The following is a 16,901-nucleotide window of genomic DNA, read 5'->3' on the forward strand; positions in this document are numbered from 1 at the left end:
TCAGGCGGCGACCGGCGGCCGCTCCCCGCGAAGCGACACGAGCAGCTCGGTGATCGCGCCCATGATCCGGGCCGTGGCCTCCTCCAGCACCTCCCGGCCGAGGGGCCGGTCACGCAGGTCGGACAGGTCGACCGGCGGTCCCGCCACCAGCTCGACCGTCTTGCGCGGCAGCCCGCGCGGGAACCACGCCGTCGACGGCAGCAGGTGGTGGGTGCCCCAGTTGGCCACCGGGATCACCGGCGCGCCGGTCTCCAGCGCCGCGCGCACGATGCCGGTCTTGCCGCGCATCGGCCAGCCGGCCGGGTCGTTCGAGAACGTGCCTTCGGGGAAGACCGCGACGCACTCGCCGTCCCGCACCGAGGCGACGAGGTCGCGGTAGGCCTCGGCCGCCGTCGCCGCGCCGCGGTACACCGGGATGTGCCGCCCCGAGCGCATCACGCGGCCCAGGACCGGCAGCTTCCACAGCGACGCCTTCGCCAGGTACCGCGGCACGCGGCCGGCGGCCAGGCAGAACGCCGTCAGCGTCGCCGGGTCGGCGAACGACAGGTGGTTCGACGCCACCAGCACACCCCCGGACTTCGGGATGTGGTGCGAGCCCCGCACCCGGAACCGGGTCGTCTGGACGAGGAACTGCCAGACCACCTCGATCGCGAAGCTGTACCAGGCGCCCCGGCCGGCCCGGGCGAAACGCCGGCCGTAGGCGATCATCTGCCGTCGGGTGAGCAGCTCACCTTCGGTGTCCAGCGGGGTCCAGCGGTCCATGACCGTCATTCGTAGCCGACGACCGGCCGGATCGGCGCGCCCTCGCACCGAACGCGGCGCAGATCACACGCGCTCGAGCACGACCACGGGGATGTGGCGGTCGACCTTCTTCGTGTACTCGTTGTAGTCCGGCCAGACGGCGGCGAGCTTGTCCCACAGCTTCGCCCGCTCGTCGCCCTCGACCGTGCGGGCCCGGGCCTGGAACCTTTCGGCCTTGATCTGCACGCCGACCTCGGGGTTCTCGACGAGGTTGAGGTACCACGCGGGGTGCTTCGGCGCGCCGCCGGCGGACGCCACGACCACCGGGTTGCCGTCGGCCTCCTGGTAGATCAGGGCGAGCTTGCGCTCCCGGCCGGTCTTGCGGCCCTTCGTGGTCAGCAACAGCGTCGGGACGCCTTCCTGCCACTCGTGGCCGACCTCGCCGTTCGTCTCCTCGTAGCGGCGGATGTGCTCGTCACCGAACAGCATGCGTGCATCCTTTCGCGGTCGGTCGAAAGTGGCGTACTCACCACCGGAGGACTCTCCTTGTTACCAGGACACGGACCTGCGCCGATCTTCCCGTGTGCTACCCCCGTGCTTTTCACTCGAACGGGTCAGGTCCCCCGGCCAGCGGCTTCTCCCGGCCCACCCCCTTCCCAGTAGATTGCACCGACCGAGCACGCGGAGACACCCGAGACCGACCCCTGGAGGAGCCAGCCATGAAGGCCCGGCCGCACGTGACACTGGAAGACGTGGCACGCAGCGCGAACGTCTCGCTCGCGACGGCGTCGCGGGTGCTCAACGGCACCGCGTCCGTCCGCGCCGACCTGCGGGAGCGGGTTTCCGCCGCCGCGGCCGAGCTGGCCTACGCCCCGAACGCGCACGCCCAGGCGCTCGCCGGGGGCACCCACCGCACGGTCGGCGTGATCTGCCACGACGTCAGCGACCCGTACTTCGCCGCGATCGCCGGCGGGGTGATGCGGGTGGCGACCGACAACGGGCTGCTGGTGATGCTGGCCGGCACCTTCCGCGACCCCGACCGCGAGGTCGCCTACGTCTCGACGCTGCGCGCGCAGCGGGCCGCGGCGATCCTGCTGATCGGCTCGGCGTTCGAGGACCGGGCGTGGGAACGCGCGATGGCGGCCGAGCTGGAGCCCTACCGCCGCGGCGGCGGGCAGGTCGCGGCGGTCAGCCGCCACCGCGGGCTCAAGATCGACACCGTCCAGCCGGACAACAAGGGCGGTGCCGCCGCGCTGGCGAAGGCACTGGCCGGGCTCGGCCACAAGCGCTTCGCGGTGCTGGCCGGGCCGCGGAAGCTGAGCACGGTCATCGACCGGCTGGCCGGGTTCACCGACGGGCTCGCCGAGCACGGCATCAGCCTGCACGAAGACGACGTCGTCGAGGCCGCCTTCACCCGCGACGGCGGCTACGAAGCGACGAAGCGGCTGCTCGCCGGCCGCAAGCGCAAGCTGCCGACCTGCGTCTTCGCCGTCACCGACGTGATGGCGATCGGCGCGCTGACGGCGTTGCGCGAGGAGGGACTGTCCGTGCCCGGGGACATTTCGGTCGCCGGGTTCGACGACATCCCGGTGGTCCGCGACCTCGCCCCGGCGCTCACCACGGTCCGGCTGCCGCTGGAGGAGCTCGGCGAGCGGGCGATGGACCTGGCGATCAAGGGCGCCGGGGGGACGCGGCCGCGGACCGTCCGGCTCTCCGGCGAGGTCGTCCTGCGGGAGAGCACCGCGCGCCCCAAGCGCTGACGGCACCCCACTCGGTCGGGCCTTGTCGCACCTCGGCACAGGTCCTACCGTGGAAGCGAGAAAGCGCTTTCTGACTCCCGGAGGTTCCCCCGATGCTCCTGCTCCCGGCCCCCGGCGGCGGGCTCGTGAACTGGTCACCGTCCGGTCCCGCGCTCCCCGGGCCACCGGGTGCGCCGCCGTCGTCGCGGATCGCCTACGCCGCCGCGCACGTCGTCGCGGACGCGCTCGCCGACGAGCCCGGCGCCGTCGACTGGGACACCACGCTGGCCTTCCGCGAGCACCTCTGGGCGTGCGGGCTCGGCGTCGCCGAAGCGATGGACACCGCGCAACGCGGCATGGGCCTCGACTGGGCCACCACGAAAGAGCTGGTCACCCGCACCGGCGCGATCGCAGGCGGCCGCCGGTGGTGCGCCGGCGTCGGCACCGACCAGCTGCCGGCCGGGCCGGCCACTCCGGCGTCCATTGTGGATGCCTGGCGCGAGCAGCTGGACCTGGTCGGCGGCGCGGGCGCGGTCCCCGTCGTCATGGCGAGCCGGGCGCTGGCCGCCGCCGCGAACGGCCCGGACGACTACCACGCGGCCTACGGGAAGCTGCTGTCCGAGGCGGGCGGCCCGGTGCTGCTGCACTGGCTGGGCGAGCAGTTCGACCCCGCGCTGGCCGGCTACTGGGGCCACCAGGACGTCCGCGCCGCGGCCCGCGAGCTGGCGGCCCTGTGCACCGAGCACGCGGGCACCCTCGCCGGGGTGAAGGTTTCGGTGCTGGACGCCGAGGTCGAGACCGAGTTCCGCCGCGCGCTGCCCGAGGGCGTCGCCTGCTACACCGGCGACGACTTCCACTACCCGCGGCTCATCGCCGGCGACGAGCGGGGCCACAGCGAGGCCCTGCTCGGCATCTTCGACCCGATCGCGCCGGTCGCCGCGGCCGCGCTGCGCCGCCTGGACGACGGTGACCGCGCCGGGTTCCACGCCCTGCTCGACCCGACCGTGCCGCTGGCGCGCGAGATCTTCCGCGCCCCGACCCGGCACTACAAGACCGGCGTCGTCTTCCTCGCCTGGTTGAACGGCCATCAAGAGCACTTCCGGATGCTCGCCGGCAGCGAGTCCGCCCGCACGATCACCCACCTCGCGACGCTGCTGCGGCTGGCCGACGCGGCCGGCGTGCTCACCGACCCCGAACTCGCCGTCGCCCGGATGCGACCCCTGCTGCAGGTCGCGGGGGTGGCGTGATGGACCCGCGGCTCAGCCTCAACCAGATCACCACCAAGGCCTGGTCGCTGCCCGAAGCGGTGGCCGGGTGCGCCGCGGCCGGCGTCGGCTGGATCGGGCTGTGGCGCGACAAGGTCGCGGAAACCGGGGTCGACGAAGCTGCCCGCCTGCTCAAGGAGCACGGTGTCCGGGTTTCGTCGTTGTGCCGCGGTGGGTTCTTCACCGGCGTGACGCCGGAAGGGTCCCCTGTGGACGGTGTCGCGCAGACGCGGGAGGCGATCGACGAAGCCGCCGCGCTGGGCGCCGGTGTGCTCGTGCTGGTCGTGGGCGGGGTCGCGGGCAACGACCTCGCCGCGTCCCGGCAGCGGGTCGCCGACGCCGTGGGCGAGCTCGCGCCGTACGCCGGGGAACGCGGGGTCCGGCTCGGCCTCGAGCCGCTGCACCCGATGCAGTGCGCGGACCGGTCCGTGCTGTCCACTGTGGATCAAGCGCTGGCGATCGCCGCGGCGCACCCGCCGGAGCAGGTCGGGGTGATCGTCGACGAGTTCCACGTCTGGTGGGACCCGCGGATCGAGGAGTCGATCGCCGCGGCCGCCGGCCGGATCGCCGGGTTCCACGTGTGCGACGTCCTCGTGCCGCTGCCCGACCCGCTGCTCGGCCGCGCACTGCCGGGCGACGGCCCGATCGACCACCGCCGGCTGCGGGCGTGCGTCGAGGCCGCGGGCTACACCGGCCCGATCGAGGTCGAGGTGTTCAACGCCGCGCTGTGGGCCCGGCCGGGCGCGGAGGTGCTCGCCGAGACCGTCGCGGCGTTCGAGCGCCACGTCGCCTGAGGCCGCCGCCGGTACCCTGGGTTCATCAGGCGGACGGGGGATCGCTCGATGGCGGAAGACGACGGCGCGGTCCGGAGCGTGCTGCGCGCGTTCGACCTGCTCGCCCTGTTCACCGAACGCCGCCGGACGTGGGCGGTCAAGGACCTCACCGCCGCGAGCGGCCTCGCGAAGACGACCGTGCTGCGGCTGGTCGCCACCTGCGAGCAGCGGGGCCTGCTGTGGACGCGTCCCGACGGGCGGGTCACCGTCGGCCCGGGGATGCTGCGCTGGGCCCAGCTGGCGAACACCGCGTGGCAGCTGCCCGAGCCGGTCCGCCAGGTCCTGCGCGAGGTCGCCCAGGAATACGGCGAAACGGTCAATTTGTACGTCCGCAGCACGGAAGCACTCGTCTGCGTGGCCCAGCAGGAGGGCTCGCGGACCATCCGGCACGTCGGCCGCGTCGGCGACGAGCTGCCGCCCGGGTGCGGGGCCGCCGGGCGGGTGCTGGCCGGCGCCGAGGGCCCCGCGGTCAGCCACGGCGAGCCGGAACCGGGCGCGTCCAGCGTCGCCGCGCCGGTGTTCGACACGGACGGGCGGCTGCTCGCCGCACTGGCGGTCACCGGCCCGACCACGCGCTTCACGGCGGAGGCGGTAGCGACGCTCAGCGGGGGTGTGACGGAGGCCGCACGCCGGATTTCGCGGATCGGTTTCGGTGGGCGGCCGGACTAGAACGTAGGCTCCGGGCATGCCGAACCTGCTGGTGGTGGAAGACGACGCCGCGATCGGCAGCGTGCTCGAATCGACCCTGCGCCTGCACGGCCACCAGGTGTGCTGGCGCCGTGACGGCCGCACGGCCCTGCAGGCCGCCACGGCCGGGGACTTCGACCTCGTGCTGCTCGACCTCGGTCTCCCCGACCTGGACGGCGTCGAGGTCTGCCGCCGCCTGCGGGCGGCGCTGCCCGCGTCCGTGCTGGTCATCCTCACCGCCCGGCAGGAGGAGATGGACGTCGTCGTCGGCCTCGACGCCGGCGCCGACGACTACCTCACCAAGCCGATCCGGCTGGGCGAGCTGCTGGCCCGGGTGCGCGCGCACCTGCGCCGCGGCGCGCCGGCCGGCGCCCGCCCGCCGGTGACGATCGGCGGGCTGACCGTCGACATCGCCGGCCGCCGCGCCACGCTGGGCGGGCGTGAGGTCGTGCTGCGGGCCAAGGAGTTCGACCTGCTGGCGCGGCTGGCCGAGCAGCCCGGGGTCGCCGTCAGCCGCGAGACGCTGATGTCCGAGGTCTGGGACGCGCACTGGTACGGCTCGACGAAGACCCTGGACGTGCACATCGCGGCGGTGCGCCGCAAGCTCGCGTCGGCGGCCGAACCCGGCACCGAAGTGCCCCGGATCGCCACCCTGCGCGGTCACGGGTACCGGCTGGAGGACCCCTCGCGGTCGCTCGCCGAAGGCTGACCGTGCGCCGCCGGATCATCTCCCTGACGGTGCTGGCCGCCCTGGTCGCGACCGTGCTGTTCGCGTTGCCGCTGGGTGTGGCGGTGATGAAGTACTACCAGGACGACGCCGTCTCGGACCTGGAACGCGCGGCCGACGCCGCCGCGCTCGCGGTGTCCGACGAGCTGGCCGCCGGGCGGGCGCCGACCGTGCCGCCGCGCGGGGACGACGACGAGGCCGAAGGCGCGGTGGGCGTCTACGCCCCGGATGGGCGGCTGCTCGCCGGGCACGGCCCCGCGAGCGGTGGCCCGCTCGAGCAGCGGGCGGCGAGCGCCACGGTCGACGTCGTCACCGGGCACGAGAGCGGTGATCTCGTGCTGACCGTGCCGGTCGTCAGCGGCGCGCGGGTGACCGGGGTGGTGCGCGCCGCGCTGCCGGTGTCGGAGCTGCGGCTGCGGGTCGGGCTGACCTGGCTCGGCATGGCGGGGCTCGCGGTGGTGGCGATCGGGGCGAGCTGGCTGATGGCCCGGCGGTTCACGACGCGGCTCGTCCGGCCCCTGGAGGAGCTGGCCACGGCGGCCGGGCAGCTCGGCGACGGCGACTTCACCGTCCGCGGCCCGCGCGCCGGGATCGCCGAGATCGACCGGGTCGGCGAAGCGCTCGACGCGACCGCGGCCCGGATCGGTTCGACGCTGGAGCGCGAGCGTGCGTTCTCGGCGGAGGCGTCCCACCAGCTGCGGACCCCGCTGACCGGGCTGCGCCTGCAGCTGGAAGCGGCACTGGAGACGCCGGGCGCGGACCCGCACGCGGCGATCCGCGCCGGGATCGCGTCGGCCGACCGGCTGGAACGCACCATCGAGGACCTCCTGGCGCTGGGCCGCGAACGCCGCGCGCCGCGGGCCGAGCTCGATCTCGACGCCCTCCTGGAGGAAGTCCGGCAGGCCGGCGAGGCCCTGCTCGCGCCGCACGGGCGCGCGCTGCGGATCACCCGCCAGGACCCGCCGCCGGCGCGGGTGGCGGTCGCGGCGGTCCGCCAGGTGCTCGGCGTGCTGCTGGACAACGCGGCGACGCACGGACGAGGCACGGTGACGCTGCTCGCCCGCGACGCCGGCGACGCGCTGGCCATAGACGTCGCCGACGAGGGCCCCGACCTGGGCGAAACGGACCCGTTCGCGACGGCGGCGGCCGGGCACGGCATCGGCCTGCGGCTGGCACGCAGCCTCGCCGAGGCCGAAGGCGGGCGGTTGCGGCTGAGCCGCCCGGACCCGCCGACGTTCACCCTCCTGCTCCCGGCCGCCGAGCCGCCCACGGCACTTTCCCCGTGAAAGTCGCGGTCCGTTGCCGACGGAACGATTCGCCACGATCCGCACAGTCTGTGCAATGAATCACCTGTGATTCATCTGTACGCGCAATGTTCTCCTGTTTTGCGCGGCAACGACGGCAGATACCGTCGTCGGCATGAATCTGCGGGCCGCGACGGTGCGGCGGAAACCGGTCGCCGATCTCGTCGCCGAAAGTGATCATGGCACGTTGAAGCGGTCGCTCGGACTCGGGCAGCTGACGATGCTGAGCATCGGCGCGACGCTGGGCAGCGGCATCTTCGTCGTCCTCGGCGAAGCCGTGCCGGTGGCCGGGCCGGCCGTGGTCGTCTCGTTCGTGCTCGCCGGGATCACCGCGCTCTTCTCCGCCCTCTCCTACGCCGAGCTCGCCGGCATGATCCCGCTGTCCGGTTCGTCCTACTCCTACGCCTACGCCACCCTCGGCGAGCTGGTCGCCTGGGTCTGCGGCTGGTGCCTGATCCTCGAATACGGCGTCTCGGTGGCGTCGGTCGCCGTCGGGTGGGGGCAGTACCTCAACGAACTGCTCCGGCTGGCCTTCGGCTTCGCCATCCCGGACGCGCTGAGCCAGCCGCCCGGCTCCGGCGGGATCGTCAACGTGCCCGCGATCGTCGTCGTGGTGCTCGCGATGCTCCTGCTGCTGTCCGGCGCGAAGGAGAGCGCACGGGCCAACGCCGTCATGGTCGCGGTCAAGATCGTGACGCTGGTGCTGTTCTGCGCGATCGCGTTCACCGCGGTCAAGGCCCGGAACTTCACGCCGTTCCTGCCGCTCGGCCTCGCCGGGATGAGCGCCGGCGCGGCCAAGCTCTTCTTCTCCTACATCGGGTTCGACGCCGCCTCGACCGCCGGCGAGGAGGCGAAGAACCCGCAGCGCGACCTGCCGCGGGCGATCCTGCTCTCGCTCGGCATCGTCACCGTGCTGTACTGCCTGGTCGCCGTGGCCGCGGTCGGCGCGCTGCCGTGGCAGCAGTTCGACGGCCAGGAAGCCGCGCTCTCGCACGTCCTGAGTGTCGTGTCGGGCAACCCGTTCTGGGCCGGCCTGCTCGCCGTCGGCGCGATCGTGGCGATCTCCAGCGTCGTGCTGACCGTCCTCTACGGACAGACGCGCATCCTGTTCGCGATGTCCCGAGACGGGCTCGTGCCGCCGTCGCTGTCCAAAGTGGACCCCAAGTCGGGTTCGCCGCGGATCAACACGCTGGTGGTCTCGGGCTTCGTCGCCGTCCTGGCCGCGTTCATCCCGCTGGGCAAGCTCGCCGACGCCACCAGCATCGGGACGCTCTTCGCGTTCCTGCTGGTCAACATCGCCGTCCTGCTCCTGCGGCGGCGCCAGCCCGACCGGCCGCGCTCGTTCCGCGTGCCGCTCTCGCCGGTGACGCCGCTGCTGGGCGTGCTGTGCTGCGGCTACATGATGTTCAGCCTCGACGGCGCCACCTGGGTGGTCTTCGGCGCCTGGATGGCCGTCGGCCTGCTGATCTACTTCGGCTACGGCATCCGGCGGTCGAGGCTGGCATGAGGGTCGCGATCCACCAGGGCCCGATCGACGCGCTGCCCGAAGCCGTGCGCGCGTCCGGCGCCGACCTCGTCGTCACGGCCGAGATGGCCACCACCGGCTACCACATCGGCGCCCGGACGCACGAGCTGGCCGAACCCGCCGACGGCCCCACCGCGGCGAGAATGTCCGCACTGGCCGGGGAAACCGGCGTCGCGCTGGCGTACGGCTACCCGGAAGCCGACGGCGGGAACGTGTACAACAGCGTCCAGCTCGTCGACGCGACCGGGCAGCGGCTGGCGAACTACCGCAAGACGCACCTGTTCGGCGACCTCGACAAAGCGTGGTTCACCCCGGGCGACGAACCGGTGGTGCAGGCCGACGTCGGCGGTGTCCGGGTCGGGCTGCTGATCTGCTACGACGTCGAGTTCCCCGAGCTGGTGCGGGCGCACGCTCTCGCCGGCACCGAACTGCTGGCCGTCCCGACCGCCCTGATGAGCCCGTACGAGCTGGTCGCCGACACGCTCGTGCCGGCGCGGGCGTACGAAAGCCAGCTGTTCGTCGCCTACGCCAACCGGTGCGACGTCGAACAGGAGCTGACCTACTGCGGGCGCTCCTGCGTCGTCGCCCCCACCGGCGAGGTGCTGACCCGCGCCGGGAGCGAACCCGCGCTGATCACCGCGGAAGTCACCCGCGACGCGCTCGCCGCGTCGCGCCTGGAGAACACCCACCTGGCCGACCGGCGGCCCGAACTGTACCGAGGAACCACCGCATGACCTCCGCTTTGCCGACCGCGATCCCGACTGCGATCCCCCGGGACGAGCCGGCGGGCCGCCCGATCACGATGTTCGGCCCGGACTTCCCGTTCGCCTACGACGACCACCTCGCCCACCCCGCCGGGCTCGGCTCGGTGCCCGCTCACCGGCACGGCACCGAAGTCGCCGTGATCGGCGGCGGCCTGTCCGGCATCGTCACCGCCTACGAGCTGATGAAACTCGGCCTGCGGCCGGTGGTGTACGAGATCGCCGAGATCGGCGGCCGGCTGCGCACCGTGCGGTTCCCGGGCTGCCCGGACGACGTCGTCGCCGAGATGGGCGCGATGCGCTTCCCGCCCGCGTCGACCGCGCTGTTCCACTACATCGACAAGGTCGGGCTCGAGACGGCACCGTTCCCGAACCCGCTCGCCCCGGAGACGCCGAGCACCGTCGTCGACCTCAAGGGACAGAGCCACTACGCGCGCACGCCGGCCGACCTGCCCGCGGTGTTCGCCGACGTCGCCGCCGCGTGGGACCGGACCCTGGCCGAGCACGCGTCGTTCGCCGAGATGCAGACCGCGATCCGCGACCGCGACGCGAAGACGATCAAGCGGCTGTGGAACGAGCTCGTCCCGAAGCTGGACAACCAGACGTTCTACGGGTTCCTCTGCGACTCCCCCGCGTTCGCCTCCTTCCGGCACCGCGAGATCTTCGGCCAGGTCGGCTTCGGTACCGGTGGCTGGGACACCGACTTCCCCAACTCCATCCTGGAAATCCTGCGCGTCGTCTACACCGGCGCCGACGACGAGCACCGCAGCATCGTGGGCGGCAGCCGGCAGCTTCCCTTGCGGCTCTGGGAGCACGCACCTTCGGAGCTCGCTTTCTGGCCCGCGGGAACGTCGTTGTCTTCGCTGCACGAAGGCGGACCGCGGCCCGGCGTCACGAGGCTGCACCGGACGGCGCCGAACAACATCACGGTGACCGACGCGTCCGGGCACATCCGGACCTACCCGGCGGCGGTGTTCACCGCGCAGAGCTGGATGCTGCTGTCCAAGATCGAATGCGACGAAGCGCTGTTCCCGATCGACCACTGGACGGCGATCGAGCGCACGCACTACATGGAGTCGTCGAAGGTGTTCGTGCCGGTCGACCGGCCGTTCTGGCTCTACCCCGACCCGGCGACCGGCCGCGACACGATGAGCATGACGCTGACCGACCGGATGCCGCGCGGCACCTACCTGCTCGGCGACGACCCGGGCAAGCCGGCGGTGATCTGCCTGTCCTACACGTGGGCCGACGACTCGCTGAAGTGGCTGCCGCTTTCGGTGTCCGAGCGCGTCGAAGTGATGCTCCAGTCGCTGCGCGAGATCTACCCCGGCGTCGACGTCCGGCGGCACCTCATCGGCGACCCGGTGACCGTGTCGTGGGAAGCGGAACCGCACTTCATGGGCGCGTTCAAGGCGAACCTGCCCGGGCACTACCGCTACCAGCACCGGCTGTTCACGCACTTCATGCAGGACGGGCTCGCGGAGCGTCACCGCGGCCTCTTCCTGGCGGGTGACGACGTCTCGTGGACGGCGGGCTGGGCCGAAGGCGCGGTGCAGACCGCGCTCAACGCGGTTTGGGGCGTGCTGCACCACTTCGGCGGCGAGACGGACCCCGCGAACCCGGGCCCCGGCGACTGCTTCGCGGACCTCGCCCCGATCACGCTGCCGGACTGAGCGTGCCCCGATCGGGCCACCCCGGGAGACTGAGCTGCCCGGCTCACCCGGCCGTGCGACGATGACACCATGAACACCGAGCCGGCGCCGAGATGGCGAAGACTGGAACCGGACGAACGGAAGGAACAGATCTACGCTTGCGCGGCGCGGCTGTTCGGTGACCGTCCCTACTCCGAAGTGTCCACTTCGGACATCGCCGCGGCGGCCGGTGTCGCGCGGGGGTTGATCAACCACTACTTCGGCACGAAACGCGAGCTGTACCTGGAAATCATCCGCCGGGCGCTGACCGTGCCACGCCTGGCCGTCGAAATCCTGCCGGACGGGCCGCTGGAACTGCGGGCCGACGTCGCCATCGAGTGGTTCCTCGACATGGTCACCAGCCAGGAGCGGATGTGGCTGGCCGCGATCGCGCCGGAGGGCATCGGGCGCGACCTCGAGGTGGAGCGCATCCTCGAAGAGGCCGACCGGGAGTCCGCCGACCGCGTGCTCGAAGCCGTCGGGCTGTCCAGCGAAAGCGAACACGGCCCGGAGCTCAACGCGCTCGTGCGGGCGTTCGGCGGGATGGTGAAGTCGGCAGGCCGGGAATGGCTCGTGCGCGGCTCCCTGACCCGCCCCCAGGTGCACCTGCTGCTGTCCAAGTCGCTCGTCACGCTGGTCGGCGAGATCTTCCCGGCGATCCAGGCGGAACCGCCGCAGCCGGACGGCCGCGGGTAGACCGAAGCCCCCGGCGCCACGAGGGGGAGGAGGGCGCCAGGGGCTCCGGGTCAGCGGACGAGCCGCCGACGCACGCTCACGGTACGCCGGAGCGCTGTCAAGTCGCTGTCAGCTCTTCGCCGTCCGATTCGCGCAGTTCTTCGAGCCGGTGCGCGAGCCCGTCGAGGCACCGCTGGACCGCGTAGTCGTAGACCTGGGCGTAGTACCCCGCGGCGAGGTCGGGATCGCCCATCAGATCGTGCATCGCGGCGCCCAGCTCGGCCATCCCCGGCAGGTCTTCCCGCTCGCGGAACTTCGCGTACGCCTCGGTGTTGTCGATGCGCAGCGCGAGCGCGCCTTCGCGGTCGTCCTCCATCGCGACGAACTGGCAGGCGGTCATCAGCAGCAAGTTGTAGGCCAGCACGCTTTCGCGGCCGAAGCCGGCTTTCAGGAGCACCCCGACGCCCGCGTCGATGCTGCGCGTGGCCGCCTCGACGGACGGGCCGAACAGCGCGAGCCGCCGCGCGCAGCCCGGGTAGGCCCGCAGCACCGCGCGCAGGCTCGCCAGCAGCTCGGTGAACCACTCCTGCCACGGCAGGTGCGCGTCGGGCAGCTCCAGCAGGCCGGTCACCCGGTCGACGACGGCGTTCACCACCGCGTCCCGGTCGCCGACGTGGTGGTAGATCACCGCCGGATAGGCCTCGACCGCGCGGGCGAGCTCGCGCAACGTCCAGTTGTCGAGGCCGCGTTCGCCGGTCAGCGTCGTCGCCGCGGTGATGATCCGGTCGGCCGTGAGCGCCGGCAGTCCCGCCGCGGCTCGCGACCGGGGGCGCTGTCCGGTACCCGAGGATGAGGTCGGCATGGGGCGTAACGGTAACCGCACGGGTGGGACCGGTGCCAGCTCCGCACGGGTAGGGCAGGATCGGGGTATGGCACGCGCACAGGCCAACGGTCTCGAGCTCGAATACGACACCTTCGGCGATTCCGACAATCCGCCGCTGGTCCTGGTGATGGGCCTCGGTGCCCAGATGATCACCTGGGAGGACGGTTTCTGCGAGCTGCTCGCCGCCCGCGGGTTCTTCGTGGTGCGTTACGACAACCGGGACGTCGGGCTCTCCACCTGGCTCGACGAGCTGCCCGCGCCGGATCTGGCCGCGCTGGCCGGCGGTGATCTGACGACGGCGCCGTACCGCCTTTCGGACCTAGCCGACGACGCCGTCGGGCTGTTCGACGCGCTCGGCATCGGCCGCGCGCACGTCGTCGGCGCGTCGATGGGCGGGATGATCGTGCAGCAGCTGGCCATCGACCACCCGGACCGGCTGCGGTCCGTCACCTCGATCATGTCGACCACCGGCGACCCGGCGGTCGGGCAGGCCGAGCCGTGGGCGCTGGCGATGCTGACGCGGCCGCCGGCCTCGACGCGCGAGCAGGCGCTGGCCGACAGCGTCGACGGCTACCGGCGGCTCGGGTCGCCCGGCTATCCGGACGACGAGGCGTTCCTGCTGGCCAAGGCGGCACTGCACTACGACCGCGCCCGCCACCCGGTGGGCACGCTGCGGCACGCGGCGGCGGTACTGGCCTCCGGCGACCGGACGGCGGGGCTGCGCTCGGTGCGGCTGCCGGCGCTGGTCGTGCACGGCGACGCCGACCCGCTGATCGACGTCAGCGGCGGCAAGGCGACGGCGGAAGCGATCCCGGGCGCGGAGCTGCTGGTGATCCCGGGCATGGGCCACAACCTGCCGCGCGCGGTGTGGCCGACGCTGGCTTCGGCGATCGCCGGCGTGACGGGTCAATAACGCGTCAAGATCCCGGGGCCGGGGCGTAGGGAATGTGTCCTGGCTCCCCGGTTTTTGCAGCCGGCGGGGTTCGCTGGACGGCATGAGTGGTGGCTTCGGGTTCCCGTTCGGCTGTGCGGCGGCGGTGGTCGCGGTGATCGCGGCGGCCCTGGCCGGCCCGAGCCCCTGGTACGCGCTGGTCACGCTGGGTCTGGTGGTACTGGCCGCGGCATACCGGACGTCGCTTTTCGCGGCGGCCGGCGTCGCGGCGGTGGCGTGGGCGCTGGACTCGGGGTTCGTGCTCGGCCGGGCGGGCGAGCTCACCTTCTCCCCGGCTGCCGCCGTGGCCGCCCTGGTCTTCGCCGCGCTGCTCGCCTTCGGCTTCGCCGCGCGGCTCATCTCCCGCGCTCCGGTGCCGGTCCGCGTCCCGGCGCCCCGCCGTCCGGCTGACGCCCCGGCTCCGCGTTCCCTCACCACCGCCGGCTGACGCCGGCTCGGCTCGGGCTCCGGCTCGGCCTCCGGCCGGCGGGATCGGGAGGCCCGGCGGCCGTGTCGACCCTCCAATCACGCGAGTCGACTCCCCAATCACGCGAGTTCGCCCGCCAATCACGCGTGTCGACTCCCCAATCACGCGAGTTCGCCCGCCAATCACGTGAACCGACCCTCCAGGTACGCGAGTCGTCCGTCTGGGTACGCGAGTTCGCCGTTCCGGTACGCGGAACTCGCGTGATCAGGGACGTAACTCGCGTGATTGGGAGGGCATCTCGCGTGACTGGAGGGGCGACACGCGTGACTGGGAGGGCATCTCGCGTGACTGAAGGGTCGACACGCGTACCTCGAGGGTCGACTCGCGTACCCGGAGGGTCGACTCGCGTACCCGGAGGGTCGACTCGCGTACCCGGAGGGTCGGCTTGCGTAGCTCGAAGGTCGACACGCGTGATTGGAGGGACGACACGACTGCGTCAGGCGGGTAGGGTGGTGGCTCGGCGGGCGGCGAGGGCCGCGATGACGCGCGGGAGGCCGGCCGGGTTGAGGGGGTCGATGTCCGTCAGGTCCCGGACGCGGCGCAGGCGGTAGTCGACCGTGTTCGGGTGGACGTGCAGGCGGGCCGCCGTGAGGCGGCGGTTCGTGTCCAGCTCCAGGTACGTCGACAGCGTCTCGACCAGCTCCGGGTGCGCGTCCAGCGGGGCGAGCGCCGCCGCGAGCCGGTCGCGGGCCGCGCCCGGGCGGGTCAGCTGGTACTCCATCAGGACGTCGTCGAGGCGGTACAGCCCCGGCGGGCGCCCGAACCAGCGCAGCACGTCCAGCACCTCGCCCGTCAGCCCCGCCACCTCGCGGACCTCCGGCGGCGCCGCAGTGTCGGCCGCCGCCAGCACGTCGACCCCCGCCGCGCGCCCGGCCGTGTCCAGCAGCGCCCGCCACTCCGGGACCGCCGACAGCCGCCCGGCCAGCGGCAGCAGCACCAGCCCGCCCGGACCGTCCAGGGACGCGAGAACGCCGTCGCCGCAGGACTGTTCGAACGCGGCCAGGAACCGCCGCAGCTTCCGGCGGATCGCGATGTCCGCGTCGACGCCCGGGGACACCTCGTCGGCGTGCGGCCCCAGCTCGACGCTCAGCACCAGGTACCGCGCCGGCAACGTGATCCCGGCGCTGCGGGCGACGACGTCGACCGGGCCGCCGTCGGCCAGCACCGAAAGCAGCGTGCGGCGCGCGGTGTGCTCCTGCCCGACCTTCGTGCGCAGCTCCTCCAGGTACCCCCGCGTGACGGCCCCGGTGATCGTGCCGACGAACGCGAGCACCCGGTCCGCGACGTCGAGCACGTCGGCGACGTCCGCGCTGCCCGCGTCGGCCGAGCCGACGGCGAAGATCTCCCGCGCCCCGACGTGGTACGCGGACAGCACGGCCTCCAGCGGAAAGCCCTCCTCGGCCCGCCGCACCGCGGACGCGCCGATCTGCTGCAGCTCGGCGTCGTTGAGCTGCCGGTCTTCGCGCAGGCTCCGGGCGAACGCGCGCACGGCCTGCCGGGTGATCCGCGCGATGTCGCCCGCGAGCTCCTCCACCGGCAGCCGCCGGTAGTCCGCGACGTCGGCCTGGATGCGCGTCAGCACCCGCGCGATCAGCTCCGGCTCCTCCTGGGTGAGCCGCTCGTGGACGCGCTGGCCGCCGAGCGTCAGGTCACCACCCGGTTTGTGCTCCGTCACAACCGATCCCCTCGTTCTCTGCCCGGATTCCCAGTAAACCCGGCCCTCCTCGGTGCCGATGGTGTCACGGAAGCCAACTACGTGGAGGAGGACGGCGTGCGAGTGCGGACAACGGCGTTCATCACGATCTTGGTCGCGGCTCTGGCGACGACGGCCGGTACGGCGGCGGCGAGCACCGCCGGGGAGTACGTGGCGCTCGGGGACTCGGCCGCGGCCGGTCCCCTGATCCTGCCCCCGGACCTCTCGTCGCCCGGCTGCCTGCGCTCGCTCACGAACTACCCGCACGTCGCCGCGAAGCAGCTCGGCGTACCGCTGAAGGACGTCACGTGCTCCGGCGCGACGACCGCGGACATGTACGCACCGCAGTCGACGGAGACCGGCGCGGTCCCGCCGCAGCTGGACACGCTCAATGCGAGCACGAAGACCGTCACGCTGACCATCGGCGGCAACGACGTCGGCTTGGTCGGCGCGGCGACCAGCTGCATCAACCTGCTGCCCGGCATCAACCCGGACTGCGTCGACCGCTACACCGCCGGCGGGCACGACCAGCTGGCCGAGAAGATCGCGGCGTTCGAGCCGACGTGGGGCGCGCTGCTGGACGCGATCCACGCGCACGCGCCGAACGCGGCCGTCTTCGTCGCCGGCTACGGAACCTACCTGCCGCACAACGGGTGCTGGCCGGTCGCGCCCCTGACCCCGCGCGACGCGAACTACATCCAGGGCAGCGTCGACAAGACGAACGCGGCCCTGGCCCGGCAGGTGGCGGCGCACAACGCGCGGTACGTCGACGTCCGGACGGCGTCGATCGGGCACGACGTCTGCAAGCTGCCCGGCGTCAAGTGGTTCGAGAGCGTGATCCCGACGTCGGTCGCGGCGCCGCTGCACCCCAATGCGAACGGGATGCGGCACATCGGCGCGCTGGTGGCTGGGGCGATCAACGGCTGAGGCGAGGCACCGCGCCGAGCGGGGTCCGGCTG

At 72.9% G+C, this 16,901-nt stretch carries 17 protein-coding genes; 13 read left to right on the forward strand and 4 right to left on the reverse strand.

Features of this window, described 5'->3' with window-relative positions; genetic code table 11:
• On the reverse strand, window positions 1–762 hold the full coding sequence (locus tag QSK39_RS00160; RefSeq protein WP_502873227.1) for a lysophospholipid acyltransferase family protein: 762 nt from the start codon (window positions 760–762) through the stop codon (window positions 1–3).
• 63 nt (window positions 763–825) lie between these two features.
• Window positions 826–1,230: a nitroreductase family deazaflavin-dependent oxidoreductase gene (locus QSK39_RS00165; protein WP_285475610.1), complete on the reverse strand. Its 405-nt coding sequence runs from the start codon at window positions 1,228–1,230 to the stop codon at window positions 826–828.
• A 230-nt stretch (window positions 1,231–1,460) separates the two neighbouring features.
• Here QSK39_RS00165 and QSK39_RS00170 point away from each other — a divergent pair, with 230 nt between their 5' ends.
• The 10 genes from QSK39_RS00170 to QSK39_RS00215 all read left to right on the forward strand — a co-directional run bounded on the left by QSK39_RS00170 (window position 1,461) and on the right by QSK39_RS00215 (window position 11,969).
• On the forward strand, window positions 1,461–2,501 hold the full coding sequence (locus QSK39_RS00170) for a LacI family DNA-binding transcriptional regulator (protein ID WP_285475611.1): 1,041 nt from the start codon (window positions 1,461–1,463) through the stop codon (window positions 2,499–2,501).
• 92 nt (window positions 2,502–2,593) lie between these two features.
• Entirely contained in the window at window positions 2,594–3,727 is a 1,134-nt protein-coding gene (locus QSK39_RS00175; protein ID WP_285475612.1) for a dihydrodipicolinate synthase family protein, read from the forward strand.
• Window positions 3,727–4,539 carry a sugar phosphate isomerase/epimerase family protein gene (locus tag QSK39_RS00180; RefSeq protein ID WP_285475613.1) on the forward strand — a complete coding sequence of 271 codons (813 nt, stop codon included), beginning with the start codon at window positions 3,727–3,729 and terminating at the stop codon, window positions 4,537–4,539. Before QSK39_RS00175 ends, QSK39_RS00180 begins: the two co-directional genes overlap by 1 nt.
• Before the next feature lie 48 nt (window positions 4,540–4,587).
• Window positions 4,588–5,247, forward strand: a complete 660-nt coding sequence (locus QSK39_RS00185; protein ID WP_285475614.1) for an IclR family transcriptional regulator — start codon at window positions 4,588–4,590, stop codon at window positions 5,245–5,247.
• 16 nt (window positions 5,248–5,263) lie between these two features.
• Window positions 5,264–5,974, forward strand: a complete 711-nt coding sequence (locus tag QSK39_RS00190) for a response regulator transcription factor (RefSeq protein WP_285475615.1) — start codon at window positions 5,264–5,266, stop codon at window positions 5,972–5,974.
• A 2-nt stretch (window positions 5,975–5,976) separates the two neighbouring features.
• Window positions 5,977–7,278, forward strand: a complete 1,302-nt coding sequence (locus QSK39_RS00195; protein WP_285475616.1) for a sensor histidine kinase — start codon at window positions 5,977–5,979, stop codon at window positions 7,276–7,278.
• Between the two features lie 133 nt (window positions 7,279–7,411).
• Entirely contained in the window at window positions 7,412–8,803 is a 1,392-nt protein-coding gene (locus tag QSK39_RS00200; protein WP_285475617.1) for an amino acid permease, read from the forward strand.
• Window positions 8,800–9,555 (forward strand): carbon-nitrogen hydrolase family protein, encoded by a 756-nt coding sequence (locus QSK39_RS00205; protein WP_285475618.1) that lies wholly within the window; start codon window positions 8,800–8,802, stop codon window positions 9,553–9,555. The genes QSK39_RS00200 and QSK39_RS00205 overlap by 4 nt, the downstream gene beginning before the upstream one ends.
• Before the next feature lie 8 nt (window positions 9,556–9,563).
• Complete coding sequence (locus tag QSK39_RS00210) at window positions 9,564–11,255, forward strand: flavin monoamine oxidase family protein (protein WP_285477887.1); 1,692 nt, start codon at window positions 9,564–9,566, stop codon at window positions 11,253–11,255.
• A gap of 69 nt (window positions 11,256–11,324) precedes the next feature.
• Window positions 11,325–11,969, forward strand: coding sequence for a TetR/AcrR family transcriptional regulator (locus QSK39_RS00215; RefSeq protein WP_285475619.1), 645 nt, complete (start codon window positions 11,325–11,327; stop codon window positions 11,967–11,969).
• A gap of 97 nt (window positions 11,970–12,066) precedes the next feature.
• Here the strand turns inward: QSK39_RS00215 and QSK39_RS00220 are convergent, their stop codons facing one another.
• Window positions 12,067–12,810 (reverse strand): TetR/AcrR family transcriptional regulator, encoded by a 744-nt coding sequence (locus QSK39_RS00220; RefSeq protein WP_285475620.1) that lies wholly within the window; start codon window positions 12,808–12,810, stop codon window positions 12,067–12,069.
• 67 nt (window positions 12,811–12,877) lie between these two features.
• Between QSK39_RS00220 and QSK39_RS00225 the strand changes: the two genes are divergently transcribed.
• Together QSK39_RS00225 and QSK39_RS00230 are read left to right on the forward strand one after the other, a co-directional pair.
• The gene (locus QSK39_RS00225; RefSeq protein WP_285475621.1) at window positions 12,878–13,744 is read left to right on the forward strand and encodes an alpha/beta fold hydrolase; all 867 of its coding nucleotides are present in this window, start codon (window positions 12,878–12,880) and stop codon (window positions 13,742–13,744) included.
• Window positions 13,745–13,826: 82 nt separating this feature from the next.
• A complete protein-coding gene (locus QSK39_RS00230) occupies window positions 13,827–14,210 on the forward strand; it encodes a hypothetical protein (protein WP_285475622.1) in 384 nt (127 codons plus the stop codon).
• A gap of 475 nt (window positions 14,211–14,685) precedes the next feature.
• Here the strand turns inward: QSK39_RS00230 and QSK39_RS00235 are convergent, their stop codons facing one another.
• Window positions 14,686–15,924, reverse strand: a complete 1,239-nt coding sequence (locus tag QSK39_RS00235) for a PucR family transcriptional regulator (protein ID WP_285475623.1) — start codon at window positions 15,922–15,924, stop codon at window positions 14,686–14,688.
• Window positions 15,925–16,026: 102 nt separating this feature from the next.
• Here QSK39_RS00235 and QSK39_RS00240 point away from each other — a divergent pair, with 102 nt between their 5' ends.
• Window positions 16,027–16,869: an SGNH/GDSL hydrolase family protein gene (locus QSK39_RS00240; protein WP_353051046.1), complete on the forward strand. Its 843-nt coding sequence runs from the start codon at window positions 16,027–16,029 to the stop codon at window positions 16,867–16,869.
• Window positions 16,870–16,901 lie beyond the last annotated feature (32 nt).

This window comes from Amycolatopsis sp. NBRC 101858 (assembly GCF_030269325.1).
Lineage (GTDB): Bacteria > Actinomycetota > Actinomycetes > Mycobacteriales > Pseudonocardiaceae > Amycolatopsis > Amycolatopsis ponsaeliensis.